Genomic DNA, 23,822 nt, shown 5'->3' on the forward strand with positions numbered 1-23,822 from the left:
ACTGTAAAAGGTGCCCCACCAGCAATAGGCAAACTGGCAGAGCGAGGTTTTTTGGTTAGTTATTTAAAATAAGAAATAACGTTGTGCCATCGGTAATTCTGTAGCTGGTTCACAGACAAGAGGAACACCGTCGGCTTTTACTACATAGGTTTGGCTATCTAATTCAATGTGTGGTGTATAGCTATTATGGATCATCGATTTTTTCGAGATATTACGACAACCTTTCACCTCACCAATTTGGCTTTGTAAATTCAGTTTTTCAGGTACACCTGCGTTAATACTGGCTTGTGACATAAATATCATTGATGACTTGTACATTGCTTTACCGTAGCACGCATACATTGGACGATAATGTACTGGTTGTGGTGTTGGTATTGCGCCATTGATGTCTCCCATTGGCGCATAAGCCACTAAACCACTTTTCATTATTAGTGATGGCTTAACCCCAAAGAAAGCAGGGTTCCATACAACAAGATCCGCTAATTTCCCTACTTCAACTGAACCGACTTCATGAGAGATCCCGTGAGCAATAGCCGGGTTGATGGTGTATTTAGCTATGTATCGCTTAATTCGATTGTTATCACTATTTTCATTATCGCCTTCTAAAGCACCACGTTGTAATTTCATTTTGTTCGCACATTGCCAAGTACGAATAATCACTTCACCAACACGGCCCATTGCTTGTGAGTCCGATGACATTACTGAAATAGCACCAAGATCATGAAGAATATCTTCAGCAGCAATGGTTTCACGGCGGATACGAGACTCTGCAAAGGCCACATCTTCAGGAATTGAAGGATCTAAGTGGTGGCATACCATTAACATATCTAAATGCTCATCGACGGTATTAATCGTATACGGCATAGTTGGATTAGTTGATGCCGGTAATATATTAGCTTCGCCAACAGATTTAATAACATCAGGAGCGTGGCCGCCACCTGCACCTTCAGTGTGGAAAACGTGAATAACACGATCCCCAATCGCTTTTACTGTTTCTTCGTAAAAACCACCTTCATTCAAGGTATCTGAATGAATGGCAATTTGAATATCCATCTCATCGGCAACAGTAAGGCAGGTATCAATAGCAGCAGGCGTTGCGCCCCAATCTTCATGAAGCTTTAATCCCATTGCGCCTGCTTCAATTTGTTCACGTAATGCTTCTGGTTTACTTGCGCAACCTTTACCAAAGAGACCAACGTTGATGGGTAGTTCGTCTACCGCCTCGAGCATACGGTGCATATTCCAAATACCGGGTGTTACTGTTGTTGCATTCGATCCTGCAACAGGACCTGTACCGCCACCAATAAAGGTCGTTAAGCCTGATGATAGTCCTTCTTCTGCTTGTTGAGGACAGATAAAGTGAATATGGGTATCAATACCACCTGCTGTAATTATTTTTCCTTCGCCTGCAACGACTTCTGTTGCAGGACCTACAACGATATCAATATTAGGCTGAACATCAGGATTCCCCGCTTTACCAATGCCTGAGATGCGACCATCTTTAATGCCGATATCTGCTTTTACGATCCCCCAATGGTCGACAATTAATGCATTGGTAATTAGGACATCGACGCAATCTTTATTTAGAACTTGGCTTTGACCCATACCATCACGGATCACTTTACCACCGCCAAATTTTACTTCTTCGCCGTAGGTGGTGAAATCTTTTTCTACTTCTAGAAATAGTTCAGTATCTGCCAAGCGTAGTCGGTCGCCTGTTGTCGGCCCAAACATATTTGCATAAGCTGTGCGAGAAATATGAGCCATTAGTTAACCTCTTTATTTTCTGTTTGTTCTGCAACGATAGGATCTAAAGGCCCCATGATTGCACCTTGGAATCCATAGATTTCACGCTTGCCTGCAAATGCAACTAATTCAATTGTTCTACGTTGGCCAGGCTCAAAGCGAATTGCCATACCTGCAGGAATATTTAAACGAAAGCCTCTAGTTGGTTCACGGTCAAAATGCAGCGACTCATTAACTTCGTAAAAATGATAATGGGAACCAACTTGAATAGGACGGTCGCCATAATTAGCAACAGAAAGAGTGGTTGTTGTTCGCCCTACATTTAACTCTATATGGCCAAGTTCATTATTAATTTTCACTTCACCAGGGATCATTGGTAACTCCTTAAATGATGGGTTCGTGGATAGACACAAGTTTAGTGCCATCAGGGAAAGTACATTCCACTTGAACATCTGGGATCATCTCAGGAATACCTTCCATTACATCGTCAGCGGTTAAGATGGTTCTGCCATAATTCATTAAATCAGCCACGGTACGCCCATCTCGAGCACCTTCCATTATTTCAAAACAGATCAAAGCAATCGCTTCTGGGTAATTTAATTTTAATCCGCGAGCTTTGCGTCTTTCTGCAATCATTCCAGCAGAAGCAAGGAGCAGCTTATCTTTTTCTCTTGGTGTTAATTCCATGATGATTCCAACTAATTATGTAGCCCAGATGCGCGGGACTTCGGGTAATGTTCCTAACCAATGTTGACGAGTGTGTTGCCATAAAGTACTGAAACAGGCCATCATCGGCTCTGTTTGATAACCTAAATAACGGATAACCAATAAGCCATCAATTTCAGTAATTCCACAAATAGGATCGCTATTGCCAAATAACCCAGTTTGTTCATGGAAATGTTCATTAATTAGTGTTCTTAATTTATCTTCTAATACATCAGAAGCGGGGTAGATATAAAGATTGCCAAACATTGGGTAATTTCGCATTCCCGCTGCGTGTTTAGTTTCATTTATTGAATCAATATAAATCGATTCAGAAAGTAATAATTTACCGTCAATCTGAATATTGGTTCGTCCTGTGATTAATCCTTGTGTAAATATTTCATTTAAAACAGGACGACCGAAGCAATTCATTTCCCAGCCAATAAAATGTGCGTTCTTATGAATATTTACTTGTGTCTTTATATGCGCTTGGCTATTTGGGAAAAATATATTTTCCTGTGGTAACCACTCCAAGAACCCATCGGAATCTACACTTAATCGTTGGGTTTGAGTTGATGTTGCTCCTGAGCTTCGATAAAACTTAGTTGCCCCAGGTGTTGTTATTAATGAATGTGCTTCAGAGGCAACGTGAATGTTGATGTTTAGTTGGTCGCCACCTACCACCCCACCTGGTGGGTGAAGTAGATAAGTATGAGCTATCCCTATTTCCGGATAAAAAGGGCGTTGAACCATTAGTGGACCAATTTGTTCACGATGAACCAGTTTGGTGTTAGAGCCTCTTTTTTCATAGAAAAGGGATATATCAGCCAGCCAACCAGAAGACGATGTATTTATTTTTAGCATAATTATCCCTGCCGATATGGCATATTTTCTTGAGAAAAGAAATAATGAAAACAAATAGCAAACACCTCCAGTTAAAAACTAGAGAAATAAGAATTTTAAATAAATTGTAATTACCTAAGTCTAGGCAGTGTTGAGTAAATTACTCATTTTACAGTAAAGGTAATTTATTTTATGTATACATGAATATGTGAAAATAAATTATCTTTAGAGATGATTGTTTGAACGACTTACAAAATAGATAGTAGTCCTATATTTTGTACTTGGCAATGATAAAATAAGTAAAAAACACGTTTTTTTTATCATTTTTTTTATTATGTTAATAAGTGAAAAACTATTCTTTTAAATACCATTTATGTCTGAATAAAAGTTCTTAATTTAGTGTAATTACTTTTTTGCAAATCGAACTTAATAATGAGGATTCGTGAGATATAACTAATAATCCAATATTTTGTCGAGTCGAAAAGTTAAGTAAGCTTTTCCAAATTGATATTTGAGTTAGTGGATCTAATTGAGCAGTGATTTCATCACACAACAAGTAACGAGTTGTTGGTAGTAAAGCACGAAATAGAGCTAGGCGTTGGAGTTGCCCTCCCGAGAGTTGTTTTGGGTAACAAGTAAGCCATTCTTTTTGAATATTAAAGTCGATAAGACGAGATTCAAATTCTGTATCTCGATAACTTTCCTTTAATGAACGTAAAATCGTCCATTTAGGATTAAAAGAAAGCTCAGGGTGTTGCCCAACCCATTGCACAGGATTGGCAGTATGTTTGTCATAGCAAGGGGTACAAACATGCCCCGTTTTTGGTAGAAGAAAACCAGAAAATAACATCGCAATAGTTGATTTTCCCGAGCCACTCTCTCCACTTAAGCCGATAATATCGCCTTGGTCAATCGCGATGTTAGGTAGACTAAGTATGGTTGATTGATATTGGACGGTGACATTAGTTAAGTGAATCATGATGACTCCAGTGTTCAGGTAGAGCTTGCCATAAAGCTTGGCTATAGCATTGACTGCTTCCTTGTTTGATTTCATTTGGTGTTGTGTGTTCTATTATGGATAAAGCATCGCTGTTATCTGTGCTTTGTAAAACAAGAATGCGATCAGCAATATCAATGACATGCTTTAAATCATGGCTCACCATAATAATGGCCTTTTTTTTAGGGCCATGAGCGAGCGATGCATAATGTTGGAACAAGGGGTGAGCGAACTCATCATTTACGCCACAACTGGGTTCATCAGCAATGATAATGTCGGTATTTTGAATGAAGGCCAATGCCGACATTACTCGTTTTGCCATTCCTCCAGATAATTGATAAGGGTACCGCTCTGCAACAACTGACGGCAACTGAGCTTGTGATAGTGCTGAGTTTATAAGCATTTTATTTTTTGAACGATACCACTTTTTATGTGGGTCGAATTGCGAGAGCTGATCTCCTATTTTAGTGGTTGGGTTCAGCGCTTCAACACTTTGCGGTACTAATGATATTCGAGTTTCTTCATCGTATTTGATTGAGCCAGATAATTCGAAAGTAGGAGGTAATACCCCCATTAATGCGTTAATCAAGACGCTTTTTCCACTACCACTGGTGCCTATAATACCCAGGACTTCTCCTTTTTTAATGGTTAAAGAGAGCCCAGAAAGTAAGGGTTTTATCTGCGAGCATTGCTTTATAGTAAGATTTGTTATTTGTAGGGCTATCACGCTATTCTCTTTTTAGTTTTTGCCCAATGGACATTAATAATAGTGAGCTAATGACTAATACGATGCCAGGGAACAGGGCTAACCACCATTGACCACTTAATAGATACTTGCTTGCTTCAGAAAGCATTCCACCCATAGAGGGAGTGGATGGTTCTATGCCTAATCCTAAAAAAGTCAAACCAGCCCCATGGACAAGTGCTTGGGGGTATAAAATTAAGGTTCCTGTCAATATCTGTGGCAAGACATGGGGTGTCAGGTGTGTAATGTAGCTTTTTGTCTTTGAATGTCCGAACGCTAATGCGTGTAAAATATAAGGCTTATTACGTAACTGCTCGATTTCTATTTTTAGTAGACGAGTTAATTTAGGCCAATGACTAAACGTAATCGCAATCACAAGTCCTTCAAATCCGCCGCCAGCTAAAACGGACAAGACAATCATAACTAGTAAGTGTGGAAGCGCACTCCAAGCATCAACTAACGTATTGACGGCATAGCTAAATGAACTATTTATATTGCCAATTAAAGCCAAACCCATGGATAAAAAAGCGCAGCATAATGACGATAGCCCCCCCATTGCTAAACTAAACAGTAAGGCTTTTAATGTTCGACTAAAAACATCTCTTCCAAGCCAATCAGTCCCAAACCAGTACTGCCAATTTGGTTGAAGGTTTTTGCTGAATAAATCGAGTGTTTCCCCATTATTTTGCCATGCAACAGCGATCACTAATAAAAGAGAAAACAGCAATAAAGGAAGATGCGTTGGTCGCATAAATCGATCCTTTAAATCATAAAGAAGTTGATAAAGAAAGCTGTCTACTTAACAACGATGCAATAGCATTACCAGTAAAAACAAACAGTGCAGAGCACAAAGTAATACCAAACAAGAGTGGCGTGTCACCACTTAATCCAGCCTTTACTAAGGTTTGCCCAATTCCTGGAAAGTTAAATACAGTTTCAACAATAACAGAGCCACTAAGAAGCTCTGAAAAGCCAGCCAGTTGAATAACAAGAGCGGGCACAATAGTATTTCTGATTAAATGAAACCGTATAATTGAGAAGGTCGATAAGCCATGAATACGAGCATAATGTACGTGTTGGCTATTATTAACTTCAATTACTTTCTCTTTGGTATGTAGAATAATAGGAGCAATTAAACTTAGGCATAGCGTCATTAAAGGCAGAATAAAATAAGTGGCTTGCTCTCTAACATTGAGTTCATCAGAAGATACTCCGATAGGAGCGATCCCTCCGGCTGGCATCCAGGATAACTTAATTGCAAACAGCGAAATTAATAATAAGCCAATCCAAAAGCTTGGTAATGAGTTCATCACCAATGCCAACTGAGACATCATTTTACTGAAAGGATTATTTGGGCTAATGCCAAGAACTAACCCAATGCTATAACCGAGTATCAAAGATAGTAAAGCGGCCCACCCCATTAAATAAATAGAGTGCTGGCTGCGTTGCCAAATAATGTCACTGACGGCTTGTTGATAATGAAGAGAGTATCCAAGCTCTCCATTTAATAACGCTTTGCCAAATGTTAGTACACGCTCTATTAGTGTTTGGTCTAACCCTAATTGTTGTATTAATTGCTCTTTTCTATCACCAAAGACAGCAAGAGCATTACCATCAAAATAAGCACTGATAGGATCTATCGGTGATAATGATAAGAGTAATGTCATTACTAATAACGCTAAACACAATTGCAGAGCAAGACGAACTAGACCAATACAGAAACCGTTAGAGTTAATGTGAATTACTGACATTGCCAACGCCACTCCTCAATATTAGCGGTTAATGGCCAGCCGTGATTGTGAGGCTCTGTCATTGGCGTTCCTAAATCTAAGCAATCGTTAGCAAGGTATAAATGATTTATATTTACCAGCCATGTCCAAGGACGATCTTTTTGAATTTGCTGTTGTGCTTGCTGCCAAAATGGGATGGATGTATTCCAAGAATCGGCTTTTAACGCATTATCAATGGCAGTATCTACGATGGTGTTTTTATATCCTCCTGAATTATAAAAATCAGTATTAGCAAAATCAGAATGATACACATACCTTACTTCACTAGCAGAGTGACTGCCAAATCCCATAAGGACGGGTGTTGTCGTCATCTGTTGAGCGATTACATTCCATTCAAGGCCTTTGACATCGACATGTATACCAACTTTTTTTGCCATTGAGCTTATTGCTAGTGCAAGTTGTTCTCTAACGCTGTCTCCCGCCTTATAGAGTAAAGTGAATGACGCTTCATAACCTTGCTTATCAATCGTACCGTTGTTATTACTGTCGTACCAGCCAGCTTGGTTCAATACGTTGCGTATATTTGTCGCATCGATAGTGGCTGGTTTGAGCTTTGTGGTATTTAGACCCCACGGCATATTGTCGGCAAGTGAATAAGCAGGTGTTGCATAACCATCTAATAATTTGTCTACGATTAGCTGTTTATCAATTAGGGATTCAAACGCTTTACGTATTGCAGGGTCTGAACTAACAAAAGTCATATCAGCACCTTTTTGATAAGACATTGGCCAAACAATACCGCGATTATCTAGGGTTGGCACTGCCCAGAGTTTGTATCCATCAATATGCTGAGTAGCATAACGTTGAGGTATGACGCTTAACTGCAATTGATGGGTCTTTAATTGCATAAAGCGTGACTCTTCACTACCAAAAACCGCAATAAGTTTTTTAAACTTTGGCTTTTTAGCGTAGTAAAGTGGATTAAATTTCATACTTACAAATTGATTCCTTTCCCATTGAGTCAATATGTAAGGGCCTGAACCGATGGGATGTTGGCCGTAACGAAAGCCATTATGATTTTGTTTTTCGTAGACGTGTTTAGGTACGATTCCAATTGAGGATAATCGGTCTAAAAAAGTAATGTCGGGTCTTTTTAAATGAAAAGCGACGGAGTAAGGTGTTAAAGGTTCAGCTACTTTTAATGCACTGAGATCGTGAGTACTGCTTTGAGTCAGAATTTGATTGTATGTGAAGGCGACATCTTCAGCGGTGAGTGGTTTACCATCACTAAATAGGACATCATCTCTAAGTGTGACGATCCAAGTTAGGTTCTCGTTAGTCAAACGCCACTTTGTAGCTAAATCACCCACAAAATTTAATTTATTGTCTCTTTTCAATAATGTAGATTGAAATAATGGATTACCATATTTCCCCCAACCTAAAATAGGATCAAATCCGGTTGTTGGTTCACCACCTAATGCGACTTTTAAGGTATCAGGCTGATTACTATCTGCAAAGGCTTGAGATGCAAAACCGACGGAAAGAAATAAAGGTAATATAAATAGAAAGCGGGGTAGTATTAATTTTCTATTTATTAAATTAGATAATATATTCACAACTTGTTTCCAATATAAAGAAAGTGAGTGCAGGTAAATGAAAGAGCGCATTTACGATCTGCATTAGAAATAAAGTAGTGATCTAGTTGAATTACACAGAAAGGGTTATTTAGGCTATTAAGTTCTACTCAACATAGTAATAAGCATTGTTAATAAAGAAGCAATGATATTTATAACGAGAATAGGACAACTATGTATAGACTTAACTGGTAAGAAAAAATAGATCGCATCTGGTGAATTTACAAAGATAGGTAAGGTACACCAAAGAGCTACAAGACTATAAAACTGTAAGATATATAAAGCCATAAAACCGTAGAACAACGGTAATAAAAGAGTATGGCTTTGTTGAGATAAATTCTATCAGTAGATTAAGTCATAACAAGGGGTAAATAATAAAATGGAAATTTATTTCATAGATATAAAAAAGGCTAAGTAAATTTACTTAGCCTTTGGTATTTAAAAGGTGATGAAATTAGCTTAATTGAGCTTTAATGTGCTCAACGATGTTTGCAATTTCTACGACTTCTTTTGTGTTTGCACGACGGTTCTTATATTCAAAGTTACCTTCGTCCATGCTGCGATCACCGATCACTACAGTATGTGGAATACCGATAAGTTCGATATCCTTGAACATAACACCTGGGCGCTCTTTACGGTCATCAAATAGAACGTCGATACCCATCGCTGTTAATTCTGCATACAGTTTTTCTGCTGCTTCTTTAACGCGGTCAGATTTGTACATGTTCATTGGAACGATAGCAACCGTAAATGGTGCAAGCGCTTCTGGCCATACAATGCCGTATTCGTCATTGTTTTGCTCGATAGCTGATGCAACAACACGTGAAACACCGATACCGTAACAACCCATCTCAAGGATAGAGTTTTTACCGTTAGCATCAAGTACGCCACAGTTCATTGCTTCTGAGTAGGCTGTACCTAATTGGAAGATGTGACCGACTTCGATACCGCGTTTCAGTTGTAGAGTACCTTGACCACATGGGCTTAGATCGCCTTCAACAACGTTACGTAGGTCTTCAACTTGACCAAGCTGTACATCACGCTCCCAGTTCACACCAAAGAAGTGCTTACCATCGATATTTGCGCCTGTACCAAAGTCACTCATTACTGCAACAGAGCGGTCAACGATGAATGGCAGTTCTAGGCCAACAGGACCAAGAGAACCAGCACCAGCACCGATTAGATCACGAAGTTGTGCTTCGTCAGCCATCTCTAGTGGAGATAACACTTGTGGAAGGTTTTCAGCTTTAACTTCGTTAAGCTCGTGATCACCACGGATGATAAGAGCAATGATATCAGCGTCAACTTCATCAGATGCTTTAACAAATAATGTTTTCACTGTTTTTTCAATTGCGATGCCGTGTTGCTCAACCAATTCTGCAATTGTTTTTGCGTTTGGTGTATCAACCGTTGTCATCTCTTGAGTAGGAGCAGCACGTTCAGTAGTTGGTGCTAGAGCTTCTGCTTTTTCGATGTTAGCTGCGTAATCAGATTCTGTTGAGAATGCGATCAAATCTTCGCCGCTTTCTGCAAGTACGTGGAACTCTTGAGAACCACTGCCGCCGATAGCGCCTGAGTCAGCCAATACTGGACGGTACTCAAGACCCATACGGTCAAATGCTTTACAGTAAGCATCGTGCATTGCATCGTAAGACTTTTGCAAGCCTTCTTTGTCGATATCAAAGCTGTACGCATCCATCATGCAGAATTCACGTGCACGCATTACGCCAAAGCGTGGACGACGTTCATCACGGAATTTAGTCTGAATTTGGTATAGGTTTAGCGGAAGTTGTTTGTAAGAGTTAACTTCGTTACGAACAAGGCTAGTGATAACCTCTTCTGCTGTTGGGCTAAGTACAAACGGACGAACATGACGGTCAGTAAAGCGAAGTAGTTCAGGACCCATCTTTTCAGAACGGCCTGTCTCTTCCCAAAGCTCAAACGGTTGAACTACGGGCATCAAAGTTTCGATTGCACCTGCATTGTCGATCTCTTGACGAACGATATTTTCGACTTTACGCAATACACGTAGACCTGTCGGTAGCCAAGTATATAAACCTGAAGCTAGACGACGGATCATACCTGCACGTAGCATGAGCTGGTGGCTCACTACTTCTGCGTCGTTTGGAGTCTCCTTCAGTGTTGAAAGAAGGTATTTGCTAGTGCGCATGTTTTCATCCATTTGTTAGTTATGAATATTGGAATACCTCGATTTAAACAGTTAAATCGAGAGGTCAATTTTAGCTTGGGCCAATTCTTTAATCAGAATGGAGTCAAATCTAAAATTAAGCCCTCTATGATATCAGCCTAAAAGCGATCTCAAAAGCGATCAATTGCAGTTACCGTGATGGAATTGCTATCTACAGTGAATTTTACGTTCAAATCAAACAAATTTACCGCGTATTCCTTAGTATCTGCTTTTCCTTTTTTATAAGCAGGACGAGGATCTTGCCCAAGTACTTCTTTTATCACCGCTTCAATATGTGTTCTTTGTGGGTGTGAGCTAAGTGATTTTTGGGCCTCTATCGATAAATACACATTAAGAACATTGGGTTCATTTTCGGCAAAACCACCTAAAGCATCAGGGATAGAATCGGAATAAGGGATGTAAGGTTTAATGTCTATGATTGGCGTGTTATCCACTAAATCAACGCTGCCCAATTCTAAATAGGTTTGATTGCCTTCTTGAACAACGCCTTTTAATTCAACCGCAGACATACCAATGCCATTTGGGCGAAAGGTCGCTCGTGAAGCAAATACGCCAATACGTTCGTTTCCACCTAAACGTGGTGGACGAACCGTTGGTCTCCATCCCGCATCGAGATTTTGGTCAAATAAGAAAAGAAGCCATAAATGAGAGAACTGCTCAATTCCACGAACGGCTTCTGGTGAATTAGCATCGCCTACCAGTTTTAGGCGAGATGTGGCACTAGGCGCTAAGCGAGGTTGACGAGGAACCGCAAACTTTTCTTTGTAAGGTGATTGGATAAAACCAACAGGATCGATGTGATAAGTCATTTATGTAAGCTCAACGGTGAATATGACTGAATTTTATCATAAGTAATGAAAAGGCACTTTTTTACTTTAGATGATAATAGTTCTCAAATGATAATTGTTATGTTATAACATAACAATTGGTGCGTAATTTGATATGGAGAAAAAGATGAAAGAAGGTATTCACCCAGAATACAGAAAGGTTATTTTCCACGATACGAGTGTGAATAAATACTTCCTTATTGGATCTACATTGCAGACAGATAGAAAAATGACATGGGAAGATGGTAAGGAATACCCTTATATGACATTAGATATCTCTTCTGAATCACACCCGTTTTATACCGGTGAGCAAAGAGTGGTATCCACTGAAGGTCGAGTTGCAAACTTCAATCGTCGATTTGGTGCATTAAAAGGGAAAGTATAATGAAAGTATTAAACTCATTGAAAAGTGCTAAATCTAGACATAAAGATTGTCAAATCGTAAAGCGAAAAGGGCGAATTTTTGTTATTTGTAAAACTAATCCTCGATTTAAAGCGGTTCAAGGGAAGAAGAAAAAGTAAGATATAAAAAAAGGTTGGCATCACTGCCAACCTTTTTAGGTTTGATTAAGTCAAAAGAGGAATTACCAACCTTTAACTACGCCGCCTTTAAATGTTTTTAGAGCAGCTTGGTAAACTTCGTCTGATTGGTACGCTTTAACAAACGTCTTTACGTTTTCAGTATTTACGTTATCAGTACGGCCAACAATTAGGTTTACGTATGGAGATTCTTTATCTTCAACAAAGATGCCATCTTTCTCTGGTGTAAGGTTCAGGCTACTTGCGTAAGTTGTGTTGATTACAGATAGAGCAACGTCATCAAGAGAACGAGGAAGTTGTGCAGCATCTAGTTCAACAATTGTGATGTTTTTAGGGTTAGCCGTAATATCACGAACCGTTGCAGCAAGACCTGAACCATCACGTAATGTGATTAGACCTTGTTCTTGAAGCAGAAGAAGAGAGCGACCAAGGTTAGTTGGATCGTTTGGTACAGCAATACGTGCACCATCTTCAATTTGGTCAACCGACGTTACTTGCTTAGAGTAACCTGCAATTGGGTAAACAAATGAATTACCAGCAACTTCAATTTTGTAGCCGCGGTCAGCCACTTGTTGATCAAGGTATGGCTTGTGTTGGAATGCATTTAGGTCGATAGAACCATCATCCAACGCAGCGTTTGGTGTTACGTAATCGGTAAATGTCACTAGCTCAACATCAAGACCGTATTGTTCTTTTGCAACTTTAGCGGCTACTTCTGCAACTTGCGCTTCAGCACCTGCCATTACACCTACTTTAATTAGGTTTGTGTTTGCTTCTTCTTGGCCACAGCCAGTTAGAATTAGTGTTGATGCTAGGCCAGCAGCTGCTGCCAGTGTTTTTAGGTTCAATTTCATTATTTACTCCTTAAAAATGAATTCCATATATAAAAATTAGATTAACGATGATCAACTTTCTTAACTAAAGCATCACCTACAGATTGAATGATTTGCACCAAAACAATCAGCATTACAACAGTCACAGCCATGATAGTTAAATCATAACGGTGGAAACCATATCGAATAGCAACATCACCTAAACCACCACCGCCAACCGTACCTGCCATTGCAGAGTAGCTAACTAGCGTTACTAGAGTGATAGTCACCGCATTTAAGATTGTTGGTAGTGCTTCAGGAAGCAATACTTTAGTAATAATTTGTAGCGGTGTTGCGCCCATAGATTGTGCTGCTTCAACTAAGCCACTTGGTACTTCAATTAATGCGCCTTCAATCAGACGAGCCACAAATGGGATAGCACCAATAGTCAGTGGAACGATTGCCGCTGTCGTACCAATAAAGCTACCAACAATCAATTTTGTTACTGGAATAATGGCAACCATTAGAACCAAGAAAGGCACTGAACGACCTACGTTTACAATAGCGCCAAGCACACTGTTAAATGCAGTGTTTTCCATTAAGCCGCCTTTTTTGGTGATATGTAAAACAACACCAAGAGGGATACCAATAGCAAAACCTACAATACCAGCAACCGCAACCATATAAAGCGTTTCGCCTGTTGCGTTTAATAACAGCTTGCTGTTTAAATCAAGCCATGCAGAAATCACATCAAATGACATAACCTAATACCTCTACTTTTACGTGATGATTGCGTAAGAATGCAATTGCTTGCTCTGTTGATTCTGGGTTACCGAAAAATTCCGCTAGCATAAGGCCGAATTTAACGCCGCCTGCATAATCAATATCTGCGTTTAATATACTGATATCAATATCAAATTCGCGAGATATTTGACTAATCACAGGAGCATCAACACTCGCACCAGTAAATTCCAAACGAATAAGAGGGTAACTGCCTTCTACATAGGTTTCTTGAAGACGAGATTTGAAATCATCAGGAATCGATAAATCTAATGTGGCACGGATAAACTCTTGTGCAAGCTTGGTCTTAGGGTGAGCAAAAATATCGCTTACAATGCCTTTTTCAACCAATTCACCACCACCGATAATCGCCACTTGATGACAGATGCTTTTTACAACTTCCATTTCATGCGTGATGATTAAAATCGTGATGTTTAATTTACGGTTTAGATCTTTAATCAGCTCTAAAATCGATTTTGTTGTCGCAGGATCAAGCGCACTGGTTGCCTCGTCGCAAAGCAATACTTTTGGATCCGTTGAAAGTGCACGAGCAATCGCTACACGTTGTTTTTGCCCACCACTTAAATTCGCAGGGTAGGTGTTGTGTTTGTCAGACAAACCAACAAGATCGAGCAGCTCATTTACTTTCTTTTGAATGTCTTGTTTTGATTTACCCGCTAACTCTAAAGGTAGAGCTACGTTTTCAAATACAGTTCGTGAAGCAAGAAGGTTAAAGTGTTGGAAGATCATCCCAATATTACGACGAGCTTTACTTAATTCGCTTGAAGACAGCTTAGTTAAATCAACACCATCAACAATAACTTCACCATTTGTTGGCTTCTCTAGCATGTTTACACAGCGTATCAGTGTACTTTTCCCTGCACCTGATGAGCCAATTACACCAAAAATGGTGCCTTGGGCAATATGTAGGTTAATATCTTTAAGGGCATTAATTTCCTTTGCACCTTGATAAAACACCTTATTAACGCGGTTTATTTCAATCATGATTCGCCTTGAACTGCATTTTTTGTAAAATAGAGAGCTAATGTAAATAGAAAGATGGCAAAGGTTAAAAAATCTGAGCAATCTCTCATTTTTTATATCCTACTGATGCTATTTCGGATATTGATTTAAGTCAATAGATATTTTTACGTCTAGACGGCTAAACGTATAAATAAGATGCTAAGAAATGAAAAGCGTGCGATAATTTTTTATTAACCGATTTGATTATAATAGAGGGTTTCACCTTGTCTAAACCAGCAGTATTTCTTGATAGAGACGGCGTGATTAACGTTGATCGTGGCTATGTTCATAAACGTGATGACTTTGAATACATTGATGGTGTATTTAATGCTGTTAAAAAATGCAAAGACATGGGTTACCTACTGGTATTGGTAACAAACCAATCAGGCATTGCTCGTGGCATGTTTACAGAAGAGCAATTTGAAACACTGACAGAGTGGATGGATTGGAATTTTGCTGAAAACGACATCGACTTTGATGGTATCTATTACTGCCCACACCACCCTGAAGCAACGGTAGAGCAATACAAAGAAGTGTGTGATTGCCGTAAACCAAACCCAGGCATGTTTATTTCTGCTCAAACTTTCTTAGATATCGACATGGAAAACTCTGTGATGATTGGTGATAAGAAAGAAGACATGATGGCAGCACAGGCGGCGGGTGTTGGTACTCGTATTCTTGTTCGCACAGGTAAGCCAGTAACTGAAGAAGGTGAAGCGTTAGCAACAACGGTTCTTGATAGCATTGCGGATGTGCCTAAGTTTTTGTTTGCTTAATTAAATAAAGCATACGACGGTAATTTTAGAAAGCCTACAGACTTTTTGTTTGTAGGCTTTTTTATTGGTTATTCTTTTTGATAATTTAAGTACTCAACGCACAGTTCATAGAATTGCTGAGCTTGTGGTGAGATGGTTCTGCCTGCTAACTGAAATATTCCAATTTGTCGTTCTAGTGGTGGATCAATCAAAGGGATCCAGACTAAACGGGTTTCATTGGTTGGGAAGGCTAATTTGGGTAAGGTCGTAATTCCAATACCGAGTTCTAATATTGAAAACAATGAGGTGATATTCTCTACAGAGTAGAGGGCTTGTTGGCTAAGTACGTGAGCAGGAGTGGAATTAAGTAAAGAGCAAGTCCCGTTCTTAATAAAAGGGTATGGGAGTAATGCCTGCCATTCAACACCGTCGAGGTTATTGGCAATCGGATGATCTTTTAAGCACACCACCCCAATAGGATCGGCGATAAGCGGAGTAAAGTGAATCGCTTCCTCTTCTAATTGCGAGTAATTCCCTAACGCTAAATCGACCTCGCCAGATAATAACCTTGCTTCAACAGCGGCGGCATTATCATCAATTAAACTGACTTCCACATTTGGGTACTTCTCACTAAACGCCCCCAGTACACTCGGGATTAATTTTGCAGCAACAGAAGGAACACTTGCGATACGGACCCGTCCTTGTTGGCCTGCCGCATCGGCACGTAAATCGTTGGTTAGCTGTTCATAAACCCCTAAGAACTGTTTTATTTTAGGAAAGCAGATCTCTCCAAAAGGCGTTAATTTCGATTTATTACCAGCTTCAAATAAAGGTTGTTCTAAAATACGTTCAAGTTCTTTAATTGAGGTTGATAACGCCGCTTGAGAACGATTTGCACGATTTGATGCAGCACGAAAGCCTCCTTCTTCTACGACTAAAGTAAAGTGTTTCAATTGTTGTAGCTTGATACTCATTTATCCTCCTTCCTTGTCAGCCCTTTATTTATCGAACTCTTACCAAAGTGATTAGTTTTTCTTATCGAATGTAAAAAATTTACCGTTAGATTTATCATCTGTCAATGTGCATTATTTAACTATATTGAAACATTGTTATTACATGGTAATTAAGAGAGTGACGACTAAAATGAAAAAGCATGCAGTAAAAACCGAGCTATTTGCATCAAAAGCACCTCTTGAGTGGGCAGTTGTAAATAATGGCACTTTATATACGGCTCAGATTCCGATTGATCAATCAGGAATGGTGGTCGAAGGAGGGATTGAAGCACAAACTCGTCAAACTCTAGATAACTTAGTTCACACATTAGAGTGTGCGGGAGAGTCGTTAGATTCCGTTCTGCAAGTATTGATTTATGTCACTGACAGAGAGTATCTCGCCACCGTAAATAAAGTGTATGCAGAATACTTTAACGCCCCTTATCCAAACCGTGCAGCAATGATTGTCGCAGGGTTAGCTCGTGAAGAAATGTTAGTTGAGTTGGTTGTTTATGCAGCTGTTCAATCAGAATAACGTTAAATTCACCCTCATTTAATATTAACGAATTAGATTATTTATTGTTTATTTTTGAAAGCAATAAATCTTAGAACAAGGAAGATAGCATGACAGTTCAAGCGCAAATTATCCAAGCGGAAAAATCATTATACATTGGTGGTGAGTGGCAATCTGGTATCAGTACGATAGCAAACATTAACCCATCAGATATCACGCAGAACTTAGGCCATTTTGCTCAAGCAAGTGAGCGCCAAGTTCAAGATGCGATTTCTGCAGCAAAAAAAGCACAACCAGAATGGGAGAAGACCCCACTAGAGCGTAAACAAGCAGTATTGCAGGCGATTGGTGATGAGTTAATTGCACGTTGTGATGAATTAGGGCGTTTGCTTTCAAGTGAAGAAGGCAAACCTTTTATGGAAGGGCGTGGTGAAATTTATCGTGCTGGTCAGTTTTTCCAATATTTTGCAGCCGAAGTATTACGTCAAATTGGTGATAGCGCAGATTCTGTCAGACCGGGTGTTTCTGTTGAAGTGACGCGTGAAGCCGTTGGGGTGATTGCGGTGATTTCTCCTTGGAATTTCCCGACAGCAACCGCAGCTTGGAAAATTGCCCCTGCATTGGCATTTGGCAACAGTGTGATCTGGAAGCCTGCGAATTTAACACCTGCAAGTGCGGTTGCCCTAACTGAAATTATTCATCGTCAAGGCCTACCTGAAGGTACTTTTAATCTGGTATTAGGTAATGGCTCTCAGGTGGGTAATGCGCTTATTAATTCAAAAGAGATCAATGGCGTGAGCTTTACGGGATCAGTTGATACGGGACGTAAAGTAGCAACGGCTACCGCGCCAAACTTTGTACGTTGCCAATTAGAAATGGGCAGTAAAAATGCGCTGGTTATTGCTGATGATGCGGATATTCAAACCGCGGTGGAAGCGACAATTGCTGGTTCTTTTTCTGGCGCAGGTCAGAAGTGTACCGCGTCGTCTCGTTTGGTTGTTATGGATGGCATTCACGATGCTTACGTAGACGCGCTAATCAAGCGTATGAGTGAATTAAAAGTCGGGCACGCACTGGAAGATGGCGTATTTATGGGGCCTGTGGTTGACGGTAATCAGTTGGATGCGAATTTTGGATGGATTGAAAATGCACGTCAAAGCGGCGCTGAATTAGCATTTGGTGGTGAGCGTTTAAATCTTGCTCATGATGGGTACTACATGTCGCCAACTCTGTTTATTAATACGGACAATAAATGGGAAGTAAACCAAGAAGAAGTATTTGCACCCATGGCAAGTGTGATCCGCGTGTCTGATTTAGAGGAAGCAATTGCAACGACCAATGACACTCGTTTTGGCTTAACAGGCGGCATCATTACGCAAAGTTTACGTACCAGTGCTTTATTCAAGCAACAAGCGCAAACGGGCTGTGTAATGGTCAATTTACCAACAGCGGGTACGGACTACCATGTGCCATTTGGTGGTCGTAAAGAATCAAGTTTTGGTCCACGAGAGCAAGGTCAATACGCAAAAGAATTTTATACGGTAGTGAAAACGGCTTATCAACGTCCTTATTAAAATGGATGGAAAATCTACTCAACTAGATGAAACTGAAATGAAATAAGGAGCGTGTTATGTATCAACAACGGATTGTTATCGATGGTTTGCAATACTGCAATTGGGATAGAGAGTATTTTCAGACTCTAAAAGCCAGTGGCATTACAGCGGTTCACGCCACCATGGTGTACCACGAAAACGCACGAGAAACGTTGAGTCGTTTTGCTGAGTGGAACTTACGCTTTGAGCAAAATGCAGATCTTATAATGCCAGTCTATTCAATGGCAGATATTGAAGAAGCAAAAGCGAAAGGAAAAGTAGGTATTTTCTTTGGCGCACAAAATTGCTCTCCCATTGAAGATGAAATTGGTTTAGTTGAAGTTATGCGTCAACAAGGGTTGTTGATCATGCAATTGACCTATAACAACCAAAGTCTACTCGCGACAGGATGTTATGAAAAAAATGATACTGGCATTACTCGTTTTGGTCAGCAAGTGATTGAAGAGATGAACCGTGTAGGGATGATCGTCGATATGTCTCACAGTGCGGAGCGTTCAACCCTTGAAGCGATTGATTTATCGTCACGGCCTATTTGTATTAGTCATGCCAATCCTTCTTTTGCTCATGATGCATTACGTAATAAATCAGACACGGTAATTAAAGCATTAGCAGAACGTGGTGGATTACTTGGTTTTAGTTTGTACCCATTTCATTTACCAAATGGCAGTCAATGTAGCCTAGATGATTTTTGCCAAATGGTAGCAACAACTGCCGATATGGTCGGAATAGAACACTTAGGTATTGGCAGTGATTTATGCTTAAACCAACCACAAGAAGTGTTGGAGTGGATGCGTAATGGTCGTTGGTCAAAAGCGATGAATTATGGTGAAGGGTCAGCGAGTAATTCAGGTTGGCCAGATGCGCTGCCGTGGTTTTGCGGTAGTGCTGGCATGGAAAATATTTACAATGGATTAATGCGTCACGGATTCAGTGAACCGGAAGCTGGGAAAGTTCTGGGTGAAAATTGGTTTAACTTTTTACAACAAGGACTAGAGCCTATTTCGTAAAGCGAGACCCATACATGGAGCAGCCGATTCAATATAAAAATAATAGAGTCGGTGGTAAATACACCTTTGCAGCTGCAAAGAATACCCTGGAGTCAGAGTATGTCTGATTTAATGAATAGCGTGAAAGAGTCAAGCAAGAGTACAGAGCAAAAAGGAACGAGAAAAGCACAATATAGTGAAACAACCGCGGAAAAATTAGGGCTTAATAACCCTGCCTTATGGTATAGCGGTGGTTTTATTGCCGCATTTGTTTTAATCGCTTTAGTTGATAGTGAACTGCTGTCTACCATTGTAAACACAGGTTTTGCTTGGGCAGTAAAAGTCTTTGGTCCTTACTGGCAATTACTATTGTTACTTACCTTTCTTATTGGTATTGGGCTTGCTGCGGGGCGTACTGGGCGAGTGATCTTAGGAGGGATTGATAAGCCAGAGATGGATGGTTTTCGTTGGATGGCGATTATCTTTTGTACCTTATTAGCTGGGGGCGGTGTTTTTTGGGCTGCTGCAGAACCGATTGCTCACTTTGTTAATCCTCCACCATTGTATGGTGCGCAAGTCGATGCCCAACAAGGTGCGGTGAACGCCTTATCACAATCTTTTATGCACTGGGGGTTCTTAGCATGGTCTATTGTGGGAAGTCTAACTTCTATCGTTGTTATGCACCTTCATTATGATAAGGGGCTACCACTAAAGCCAAGGATCTTACTTTATCCTGTTTTTGGAGAGCGAGTACTCAAAGGGCATACCGGAGCTCTGATTGATGCATGCTGTATTGTTGCGGTTGCAGCAGGAACCATTGGTCCTATTGGCTTTTTAGGTTTACAAGTGAGCTACGCGTTAAACGCTCTGTTTGATATTCCAGATGGCTTTACTACGCAATTTATTATCATCTTATTTGCTATCGCTTTATATACCATATCGGCACTGAGTGGCTTGAATCGTGGTATGCAAATGCTGAGTCGATATAACGTTATTTTAGCATCTGCATTAATGTTTTATATCCTTATCTTTGGACCTACAAACTTCATTGTAAACGGTTATATCCAAGGTGTGGGAAGCATGATTAATAACTTCATTCCAATGGCGACATACCGAGGTGATGAAGGTTGGTTAAGCTGGTGGACGGTTTTCTTCTGGGGATGGTTCTTAGGGTACGGTCCGATGATGGCCATATTTATTGCTCGTATCTCAAGAGGGCGCAGCATTCGCCAGTTGGTTACGACAATCAGTATTGTGGCGCCACTTGTTACGTGTTTTTGGTTCACGATTGTAGGTGGTTCTGGGTTGGCTTTTGAAATTGCTGAACCAGGTAGTGTCAGTAAAGCCTTTGAAGGGTTTAACTTACCAGGAGCATTACTTGCCGTAACTTCACAGCTACCGATGCCAATGGTTATGTCTATTTTGTTTTTAATCTTAACCACTATTTTTATTGTGACAACTGGGGATTCAATGACCTACACCATCAGTGTCGTTGTTAGTGGTGAGACCGAGCCTAATGCCATTATCAGAACCTTCTGGGGTGTGATGATGGGGGTGACGGCGATCATCTTAATCTCCCTTGGATCTGGTGGCATTTCAGCATTGCAGTCTTTTATTGTTATTACCGCCGTCCCCGTATCTTTAATTTTGCTCCCTTCATTGTGGAACGCACCACAAATAGCAATGAAGATGGCAAAGGAACAGGGCCTCTAAACTCCCTCAATAACGTGAAGCAAGAGCGGTAAATACGCCGCTCAAGTCGGCTCTAATAAAGACTCTAAGATAATAAAGAGCCTATCAATATACTTATAACTAGAAATGGTGGTGAGCAACATGGATGCACATCGTTCAACGTACGCTGAAACTCATCTGCGTAAACCTGAAATTGTCATGGCGCCGGAAAGATTGGGTGCTATGCATCAAAATAGGATCAGTTTTGTTCGTAGCTTAATACGAAAAATGGCACAACAAAATTGGCAGGTAACTAAACATGAATGGCAATTATCACCCCAAGGTTTTGGTCATGTTATTTATAAATTAGTTACGGGCAATCACACTTATCACCTCGTTGTATTTTGTGATGAGATAGCAGATGAAGAACGTAATGATCGTGTTATTGCTGAAAAGTGGGACGTGACCTTTGCATTAGTTCTTGGAGATGTGGATGTTGAGTTATTAAGTCGCTTAAAAGCTAATGTCCCATTGCAAGAAGCAGGAAGAAATCCGAATAATGTATTGGTGTTAGCCAGAGCAAATAAAAGTGTACGAGTGTTTGAACATCTTGTTTCTTATTTAGCTAAAGGGGAACAACCTGCCCAAAAAGTGCTTGCGGAGGTGGGTTATATCCTTCGAACGACCGCTGTTTATGGTAATGGTAAATTTGGCATTGCAGATTTTAAATTGCTGGAAAATAACCCTGATTTTAATCAGTCGTTTAGTGCTCAAATGTGTGCGGTTTATATGTTGCGCCAATTTAGTTTAGATTGGGTTCACTATTTAGCAACCGAGCAAGGTGGAGAAAAAGCCGTTAATTTAGATCGTCAACTGCAGCGCTACCTTGGGGTAGGCAACGCGACTGGCTTAGGGATGGCTCCTTATTTGATTAACCACCCTTGTATTGTTGATCAGTGGATGTTTGCTCGAGAGATGGCACTGGCTGAAGTTCTACATCATAGAGTTACATTAAATAAGAAAGCGCCTCTTAGTTACTTGTTGAAAAAATCAGTACAGCACTTAGAGCAGGTTATTACGATTAATGAGCTTCAGGATAACTTGAATCACATTGCAGCATCAGAATTAACGTCTTTAATTAATGCATTAGATGCTCTTCTTGCACAGAGCCGCACTTGGCAAGATGTGATGATGAACTCAAGTGACATGAGTCTAGAAGCACAAGAGATAGTACTGTCTTGTTTAATGGAAGTTCACCCAGAATTAGTGGATAGCTTTGAAGAGCAAATGAATTGCAGTGAGACCTTGTCCTTACCAAGTGGCAAGAAGGTCCAAGACTTAATTGCTATCTTAGAAAATAGTTATCAATGGGCCATTACTACCGATTTTACTCAAGCAGAAAATAATTATTGGTTTTGGTATCGCTCACAAGATAAAGAAGAGCCACGATTAGGTGTTCGAGGAGAAGAGAAGGGAGAGGACAGAGAGTTACCATTGGATATCGGTCGTCAAGTGTATCGCCTTTATCATGAACTAATGAAGTGTGAAACGAGTATGTCTCTGGCTGAATTTCTAGTAGAACACCCTCAGTATCGCGCCATTGCGCGTCGAGTGTGGACGTTAGGACATAAGGCGATGGGTGATATTCAAATGAATGTACTGCATAAGTCGTCTTTACCAATGCATTTATTACGCTGTAAATTGGCCGTCTTTGGGGCAACTAAGTTTGATCCTCGATCTGAACGTTGGGTTCGAGTCACGTTTTTTCAGGGAGCGCCATTATTAGATGAAATCCATGATGGGGAGTGGTTATTCCCATTACTGCCAAGTAAAGGAGAAGGCCAATGATCGTTTCACATAATGAACTTGTCGCGGTGACGAACAAAGCATTTTTAGGTATGCGACGTACGTGTGGAGAGGCGGACGTGATTGCGAATATGGTGGCAGATCTACAAATGATTGGTTTGAATGGGGTGAAACATTTTAATAATGCGACTCAATTTTTAACCGTAGAAGAAGATTGCCCAGCCGATATAAAGAGCATGGATTCAAGCCACCTTGTTGTTGATTTACATGGCGGTAGTGTTGCTTGTCATTTACCTGTGATAATTGATTATGCCGTTGAAAACATGGTGGGAGAAAAACAGTTAACCATCACGCTTAAAAAATGTCATAACCGTTGGTTGGCGTACAGTGAGCTTGTAAAGCTAGCGGCGAAAGGAATTGCGTGTAAGGCGTTTTGGGATAATGGAACCAGCCCTAAGAGAACGCTGTATATACTTAATCGAGGTTGTGTTTCTCCTGAGTTATTCCTATCGGATAGAGTTGATTTAAATAGTATAAATCTCAATGATATGACGATTGAATTATCGATAAGAGATTTTGATGTGGTGGCATTATCGGAAGGCTATAGCATTCACATTGATTCAACCGAATTACATGCTACACAAGAAAATGCATGGCGCAATGGCATTGCCGTTGATGACGTTGATTGGGAAAGTTTAAAAAAAACCGCGACCGCTATTTTAGTTGAGAACAGTGAGCAGTCTTTAAAAGGGGCAGGAGAGTTGGTTTAATTATTACTGATACTCAGTGGAGTGCTTAGCTCTGAATACAAAACGTTCATCATGAAAGTGATGGGCGTTTTTGTTTTGTCTCAAAATTAAAACAGAGATGGTGTTTTTTATAACGCAGAATCACTTA

Annotated in this window: 24 protein-coding genes; 9 read left to right on the forward strand and 15 right to left on the reverse strand. The window is 40.2% G+C overall.

The window, feature by feature from the left end; genetic code table 11:
- Positions 1-63: 63 nt before the first annotated feature.
- The 11 genes from ureC to tsaA all read right to left on the reverse strand — a co-directional run bounded on the left by ureC (position 64) and on the right by tsaA (position 11,415).
- Complete coding sequence (gene ureC / locus AC2INI_RS03405; protein WP_486305349.1) at positions 64-1,767, reverse strand: urease subunit alpha; 1,704 nt, start codon at positions 1,765-1,767, stop codon at positions 64-66.
- Positions 1,767-2,120, reverse strand: a complete 354-nt coding sequence (locus AC2INI_RS03410; protein ID WP_486305350.1) for an urease subunit beta — start codon at positions 2,118-2,120, stop codon at positions 1,767-1,769. The genes ureC and AC2INI_RS03410 overlap by 1 nt, the downstream gene beginning before the upstream one ends.
- A gap of 10 nt (positions 2,121-2,130) precedes the next feature.
- Complete coding sequence (locus AC2INI_RS03415; protein ID WP_122035896.1) at positions 2,131-2,433, reverse strand: urease subunit gamma; 303 nt, start codon at positions 2,431-2,433, stop codon at positions 2,131-2,133.
- A 15-nt stretch (positions 2,434-2,448) separates the two neighbouring features.
- The gene (locus tag AC2INI_RS03420) at positions 2,449-3,312 is read right to left on the reverse strand and encodes an urease accessory protein UreD (protein WP_486305351.1); all 864 of its coding nucleotides are present in this window, start codon (positions 3,310-3,312) and stop codon (positions 2,449-2,451) included.
- 370 nt (positions 3,313-3,682) lie between these two features.
- Positions 3,683-4,270, reverse strand: a complete 588-nt coding sequence (locus tag AC2INI_RS03425; protein WP_486305352.1) for an ATP-binding cassette domain-containing protein — start codon at positions 4,268-4,270, stop codon at positions 3,683-3,685.
- On the reverse strand, positions 4,254-5,015 hold the full coding sequence (locus AC2INI_RS03430) for an ATP-binding cassette domain-containing protein (protein ID WP_486305353.1): 762 nt from the start codon (positions 5,013-5,015) through the stop codon (positions 4,254-4,256). Before AC2INI_RS03430 ends, AC2INI_RS03425 begins: the two co-directional genes overlap by 17 nt.
- Position 5,016: 1 nt before the next feature.
- Positions 5,017-5,784, reverse strand: a complete 768-nt coding sequence (locus AC2INI_RS03435) for an ABC transporter permease (RefSeq protein ID WP_486305354.1) — start codon at positions 5,782-5,784, stop codon at positions 5,017-5,019.
- A 16-nt stretch (positions 5,785-5,800) separates the two neighbouring features.
- Positions 5,801-6,784 (reverse strand): ABC transporter permease, encoded by a 984-nt coding sequence (locus AC2INI_RS03440; RefSeq protein ID WP_486305355.1) that lies wholly within the window; start codon positions 6,782-6,784, stop codon positions 5,801-5,803.
- Complete coding sequence (locus AC2INI_RS03445; protein WP_486305356.1) at positions 6,775-8,379, reverse strand: ABC transporter substrate-binding protein; 1,605 nt, start codon at positions 8,377-8,379, stop codon at positions 6,775-6,777. The genes AC2INI_RS03440 and AC2INI_RS03445 overlap by 10 nt, the downstream gene beginning before the upstream one ends.
- Before the next feature lie 472 nt (positions 8,380-8,851).
- Positions 8,852-10,567 carry a proline--tRNA ligase gene (locus AC2INI_RS03450; protein WP_122035886.1) on the reverse strand — a complete coding sequence of 572 codons (1,716 nt, stop codon included), beginning with the start codon at positions 10,565-10,567 and terminating at the stop codon, positions 8,852-8,854.
- 149 nt (positions 10,568-10,716) lie between these two features.
- Complete coding sequence (gene tsaA, locus AC2INI_RS03455) at positions 10,717-11,415, reverse strand: tRNA (N6-threonylcarbamoyladenosine(37)-N6)-methyltransferase TrmO (RefSeq protein WP_486305357.1); 699 nt, start codon at positions 11,413-11,415, stop codon at positions 10,717-10,719.
- A gap of 145 nt (positions 11,416-11,560) precedes the next feature.
- Here tsaA and AC2INI_RS03460 point away from each other — a divergent pair, with 145 nt between their 5' ends.
- Together AC2INI_RS03460 and ykgO are read left to right on the forward strand one after the other, a co-directional pair.
- On the forward strand, positions 11,561-11,818 hold the full coding sequence (locus tag AC2INI_RS03460; RefSeq protein WP_061005174.1) for a type B 50S ribosomal protein L31: 258 nt from the start codon (positions 11,561-11,563) through the stop codon (positions 11,816-11,818).
- Positions 11,818-11,955 carry a type B 50S ribosomal protein L36 gene (gene ykgO / locus AC2INI_RS03465; RefSeq protein WP_486305358.1) on the forward strand — a complete coding sequence of 46 codons (138 nt, stop codon included), beginning with the start codon at positions 11,818-11,820 and terminating at the stop codon, positions 11,953-11,955. Before AC2INI_RS03460 ends, ykgO begins: the two co-directional genes overlap by 1 nt.
- 62 nt (positions 11,956-12,017) lie before the next feature.
- On the opposite strand, the gene AC2INI_RS03470 is transcribed toward ykgO, so the two are convergent.
- Genes AC2INI_RS03470 through metN form a run of 3 tightly spaced genes read right to left on the reverse strand, consistent with a single transcriptional unit; the run spans position 12,018 to position 14,570 of the window.
- Positions 12,018-12,827 (reverse strand): MetQ/NlpA family lipoprotein, encoded by an 810-nt coding sequence (locus AC2INI_RS03470; RefSeq protein ID WP_486305359.1) that lies wholly within the window; start codon positions 12,825-12,827, stop codon positions 12,018-12,020.
- Between the two features lie 41 nt (positions 12,828-12,868).
- Positions 12,869-13,546, reverse strand: coding sequence for a methionine ABC transporter permease (locus tag AC2INI_RS03475; RefSeq protein WP_061005169.1), 678 nt, complete (start codon positions 13,544-13,546; stop codon positions 12,869-12,871).
- Entirely contained in the window at positions 13,536-14,570 is a 1,035-nt protein-coding gene (gene metN, locus AC2INI_RS03480; RefSeq protein WP_122035880.1) for a methionine ABC transporter ATP-binding protein MetN, read from the reverse strand. Before metN ends, AC2INI_RS03475 begins: the two co-directional genes overlap by 11 nt.
- 242 nt (positions 14,571-14,812) lie before the next feature.
- Here metN and gmhB point away from each other — a divergent pair, with 242 nt between their 5' ends.
- On the forward strand, positions 14,813-15,364 hold the full coding sequence (gmhB, locus tag AC2INI_RS03485) for a D-glycero-beta-D-manno-heptose 1,7-bisphosphate 7-phosphatase (protein ID WP_045101430.1): 552 nt from the start codon (positions 14,813-14,815) through the stop codon (positions 15,362-15,364).
- 68 nt (positions 15,365-15,432) lie between these two features.
- On the opposite strand, the gene AC2INI_RS03490 is transcribed toward gmhB, so the two are convergent.
- Positions 15,433-16,317, reverse strand: a complete 885-nt coding sequence (locus tag AC2INI_RS03490; protein WP_045101431.1) for a LysR family transcriptional regulator — start codon at positions 16,315-16,317, stop codon at positions 15,433-15,435.
- A 142-nt stretch (positions 16,318-16,459) separates the two neighbouring features.
- Here AC2INI_RS03490 and AC2INI_RS03495 point away from each other — a divergent pair, with 142 nt between their 5' ends.
- The 6 genes from AC2INI_RS03495 (at position 16,460) to AC2INI_RS03520 (ending at position 23,695) form a co-directional block, all read left to right on the forward strand.
- The gene (locus AC2INI_RS03495; RefSeq protein WP_371413440.1) at positions 16,460-16,870 is read left to right on the forward strand and encodes a RidA family protein; all 411 of its coding nucleotides are present in this window, start codon (positions 16,460-16,462) and stop codon (positions 16,868-16,870) included.
- 89 nt (positions 16,871-16,959) lie between these two features.
- Positions 16,960-18,423 (forward strand): aldehyde dehydrogenase family protein, encoded by a 1,464-nt coding sequence (locus AC2INI_RS03500; protein ID WP_122035876.1) that lies wholly within the window; start codon positions 16,960-16,962, stop codon positions 18,421-18,423.
- 56 nt (positions 18,424-18,479) lie between these two features.
- The gene (locus AC2INI_RS03505; RefSeq protein WP_122035874.1) at positions 18,480-19,469 is read left to right on the forward strand and encodes a membrane dipeptidase; all 990 of its coding nucleotides are present in this window, start codon (positions 18,480-18,482) and stop codon (positions 19,467-19,469) included.
- 99 nt (positions 19,470-19,568) lie between these two features.
- A complete protein-coding gene (locus AC2INI_RS03510) occupies positions 19,569-21,161 on the forward strand; it encodes a BCCT family transporter (RefSeq protein WP_486305360.1) in 1,593 nt (530 codons plus the stop codon).
- Positions 21,162-21,281: 120 nt separating this feature from the next.
- Positions 21,282-22,967: a hypothetical protein gene (locus AC2INI_RS03515; protein ID WP_486305361.1), complete on the forward strand. Its 1,686-nt coding sequence runs from the start codon at positions 21,282-21,284 to the stop codon at positions 22,965-22,967.
- The gene (locus tag AC2INI_RS03520; RefSeq protein ID WP_122035868.1) at positions 22,964-23,695 is read left to right on the forward strand and encodes a DUF3726 domain-containing protein; all 732 of its coding nucleotides are present in this window, start codon (positions 22,964-22,966) and stop codon (positions 23,693-23,695) included. Before AC2INI_RS03515 ends, AC2INI_RS03520 begins: the two co-directional genes overlap by 4 nt.
- Positions 23,696-23,822: the final 127 nt, after the last annotated feature.

It is taken from the genome of Aliivibrio friggae (genome assembly GCF_057368515.1).

Excerpts from the sequence above, each read along its gene's own strand:
- ureC (WP_486305349.1), bottom strand. The coding sequence starts at position 1,767 with ATGGCTCATATTTCTCGCACAGCTTATGCAAATATGTTTGGGCCGACA.
- AC2INI_RS03410 (WP_486305350.1), bottom strand. The coding sequence starts at position 2,120 with ATGATCCCTGGTGAAGTGAAAATTAATAATGAACTTGGCCATATAGAG.
- AC2INI_RS03415 (WP_122035896.1), bottom strand. The coding sequence starts at position 2,433 with ATGGAATTAACACCAAGAGAAAAAGATAAGCTGCTCCTTGCTTCTGCT.
- AC2INI_RS03420 (WP_486305351.1), bottom strand. The coding sequence starts at position 3,312 with ATGCTAAAAATAAATACATCGTCTTCTGGTTGGCTGGCTGATATATCC.
- AC2INI_RS03425 (WP_486305352.1), bottom strand. The coding sequence starts at position 4,270 with ATGATTCACTTAACTAATGTCACCGTCCAATATCAATCAACCATACTT.
- AC2INI_RS03435 (WP_486305354.1), bottom strand. The coding sequence starts at position 5,784 with ATGCGACCAACGCATCTTCCTTTATTGCTGTTTTCTCTTTTATTAGTG.
- AC2INI_RS03440 (WP_486305355.1), bottom strand. The coding sequence starts at position 6,784 with ATGTCAGTAATTCACATTAACTCTAACGGTTTCTGTATTGGTCTAGTT.
- AC2INI_RS03450 (WP_122035886.1), bottom strand. The coding sequence starts at position 10,567 with ATGCGCACTAGCAAATACCTTCTTTCAACACTGAAGGAGACTCCAAAC.
- tsaA (WP_486305357.1), bottom strand. The coding sequence starts at position 11,415 with ATGACTTATCACATCGATCCTGTTGGTTTTATCCAATCACCTTACAAA.
- AC2INI_RS03460 (WP_061005174.1), top strand. The coding sequence starts at position 11,561 with ATGAAAGAAGGTATTCACCCAGAATACAGAAAGGTTATTTTCCACGAT.
- ykgO (WP_486305358.1), top strand. The coding sequence starts at position 11,818 with ATGAAAGTATTAAACTCATTGAAAAGTGCTAAATCTAGACATAAAGAT.
- AC2INI_RS03470 (WP_486305359.1), bottom strand. The coding sequence starts at position 12,827 with ATGAAATTGAACCTAAAAACACTGGCAGCAGCTGCTGGCCTAGCATCA.
- AC2INI_RS03475 (WP_061005169.1), bottom strand. The coding sequence starts at position 13,546 with ATGTCATTTGATGTGATTTCTGCATGGCTTGATTTAAACAGCAAGCTG.
- metN (WP_122035880.1), bottom strand. The coding sequence starts at position 14,570 with ATGATTGAAATAAACCGCGTTAATAAGGTGTTTTATCAAGGTGCAAAG.
- AC2INI_RS03490 (WP_045101431.1), bottom strand. The coding sequence starts at position 16,317 with ATGAGTATCAAGCTACAACAATTGAAACACTTTACTTTAGTCGTAGAA.
- AC2INI_RS03495 (WP_371413440.1), top strand. The coding sequence starts at position 16,460 with ATGGTAATTAAGAGAGTGACGACTAAAATGAAAAAGCATGCAGTAAAA.
- AC2INI_RS03500 (WP_122035876.1), top strand. The coding sequence starts at position 16,960 with ATGACAGTTCAAGCGCAAATTATCCAAGCGGAAAAATCATTATACATT.
- AC2INI_RS03505 (WP_122035874.1), top strand. The coding sequence starts at position 18,480 with ATGTATCAACAACGGATTGTTATCGATGGTTTGCAATACTGCAATTGG.
- AC2INI_RS03510 (WP_486305360.1), top strand. The coding sequence starts at position 19,569 with ATGTCTGATTTAATGAATAGCGTGAAAGAGTCAAGCAAGAGTACAGAG.
- AC2INI_RS03515 (WP_486305361.1), top strand. The coding sequence starts at position 21,282 with ATGGATGCACATCGTTCAACGTACGCTGAAACTCATCTGCGTAAACCT.
- AC2INI_RS03520 (WP_122035868.1), top strand. The coding sequence starts at position 22,964 with ATGATCGTTTCACATAATGAACTTGTCGCGGTGACGAACAAAGCATTT.